The organism is Pectinatus frisingensis (genome assembly GCF_015732285.1).
GTDB lineage: Bacteria > Bacillota > Negativicutes > Selenomonadales > Selenomonadaceae > Pectinatus > Pectinatus frisingensis.
This window is the reverse complement of the sequence record NZ_WIQU01000050.1, coordinates 1-2113: the sequence shown is the minus strand read 5'-3', so window position 1 is coordinate 2113 and position 2113 is coordinate 1. Positions and strand designations below refer to the sequence as shown.

At 38.1% G+C, this 2113-nt stretch carries 2 protein-coding genes; one reads left to right on the top strand and one right to left on the bottom strand.

Annotated elements, in window-relative coordinates; genetic code table 11:
* Positions 1 to 82 precede the first annotated feature (82 nt).
* The gene (locus I6751_RS09205; RefSeq protein ID WP_196599089.1) at positions 83 to 976 is read right to left on the bottom strand and encodes a LysR family transcriptional regulator; all 894 of its coding nucleotides are present in this window, start codon (positions 974 to 976) and stop codon (positions 83 to 85) included.
* Positions 977 to 1145: 169 nt separating this feature from the next.
* On the opposite strand from I6751_RS09205, the gene I6751_RS09200 reads away from it, so the two are divergent.
* Positions 1146 to 1937, top strand: coding sequence for a sulfite exporter TauE/SafE family protein (locus I6751_RS09200; RefSeq protein ID WP_196591286.1), 792 nt, complete (start codon positions 1146 to 1148; stop codon positions 1935 to 1937).
* Positions 1938 to 2113: the final 176 nt, after the last annotated feature.

The window sequence follows — 2113 nt, the reverse complement described above, 5'->3', positions numbered from 1 at the left end:
GCTTTTATTATATCAGTCCAGTATTTTTAAAATGATCATGGCTTCTGTGATTTTGACAGTTATTTTGTTGTTATTGAAATTATTATTCAGGTGATAAAGACGTAATATCTTTTTTTCGGAACATATTAATAAAATGCGTTGCAGTTACTGGCAATTGTTCATTTTTACGCCATATTAGTGCGCTGGATGTTGAAACAATAGGTTTTGTTATTTTTTTTACTATTAGAGAGGGATTAGATAAAAGATTGATGGCAAATTCAGGAACAATGGCAATACCCAGTCTACGTAGAGACCAAGTCAGAAGGGGAACTATTTCATCACTAGTGCAAAAAATATTAGGTTCAAAGCCGTTTTGATGGAAATAGTCAGAAATAATTGTTTCGTATCGTCGATGTATTAATAAGGGAAAATCTTTTAGATGAGCAAGGGGAATCTCTTCAGCCTTTACAGTAATGTCGTGGGAATTCGCTACCATAACCATGCCTTCGGTGGGGACAGTAACAGAAGCATAAAGAAACGAATCAACTGGAAGGCGGACAAAGCCAATATCAATGAGGTGCGAATTTAGCAGTTCCAATATGCGTTGTGTATCTCCCTGCCGTAGGTCAAAAGAAATTAAAGGATACGTTTGGTGAAATAGTCGTATAACTTCTGGTAACAATAGACGCCCAGACGAATTGATTGTTCCGATAGTTAATTTTCCTCGTATTCCATTTGCAGTTTCTCGTACTTCATTCATTGTTAATTGTGTTAAGTCTAAAAGTTGTTCTGCTCTACGTTTCAATACGTGACCTGCTTCTGTCAAGCCAATGTGCTTTTTAGTTCTTTGTAAAAGTTGTACTCCCAATTCTTTTTCCAATAAAATCATCTGTTGGCTAAGTGGCGACTGGGTAATGTGTAGCCGGTCAGCCGCTTTCGTAACTAATCCTTCTTCCGCAACGGCTAGAAAATATTTGAGTTGGCGAATATCCATCATAATCGATCCTTTCATTAAATTGCAGTTATAAAAAGACTATAAGTAAGTTGAAATAAGTGTTTTTAATCTAATGTTTTCTTCGTTATAATATTAATTGTGAAAAAATATGAAGTCAAGCTTTATTTTGCATATGTGTAGGCTGTGACATTTTAATGGAGGAATGAGATAAATGGAAATAATTGCTTTACCCTTGGTAGGATTCTTGATAGGGCTATTAATAATTTCTTTGGGTGGCGGTGGCGGTGGTATTTATGTGGGAATACTTACAGCTTTTTTCAATGTTCCGCCTGCGGTTGCAGCAGCCACTTCGCTTGCCACTATCATACCTACGACCACGATAGGAACGATAAGTCATTGGAAAGCGGGCAATGTAAATCTTCGTTTTGGGCGGATAATGATGGGCGGAGCTATCATAGGGGCTATTGTTGGGTCATTATGCTCTGACCTCTTACCCCAAAGTCTTTACAATAAAATTACTGGTATACTGCTCTTGATTTTAGGGGTTCAAATGATTATGGCGTATCGTAAAAAAAATAAGGATAAATTAAGTAAAGAAAAAGTAAAAGATGAGCAAATAACAAATTATGGGCACAATGCGTCGGATACGATTAAAGCCGTAATCTATGGATTTCTTGGAGGCGTTATGTCCGGGCTGGTCGGTGTGAGTGGTACCACCCCAATCGTTGCGGGGCTCACGGTTTTAGGATGCGGTGCACTTGAAACTGTCGGAACTTCTGTATTTGTTCTGGTTGGCATATCTATCGCCGGTTTTGTAATGCATCTTGGTCTTGGAAATGTGAAATGGATACTCGTTGCGCTTTTGGTTTTAGGGACGGTAACGGGAGCATTTTTGGCACCCATTATTCTTAAAAGGTTTAGTAAAAATAAATTGGAAAAAATATTGCCTCCAATTCTTATCGTGATGACACTTGTGATGGGAACTATAGTAGTTTTTAAATGATTGACTTAAGTCTACCATGGTGGAAGTCGTTCTCTAAGACGCAAACGGCAATGGAACGCATTGCACTGGCTAAGCATCGGAATATTTGGCGTACCCGTTCGTTGTGTTGTCGGAGCTGGCTTTCTAACTATTGGGATATATAGAAATAACGGATAGACCAACTATAAAAAGTCAAT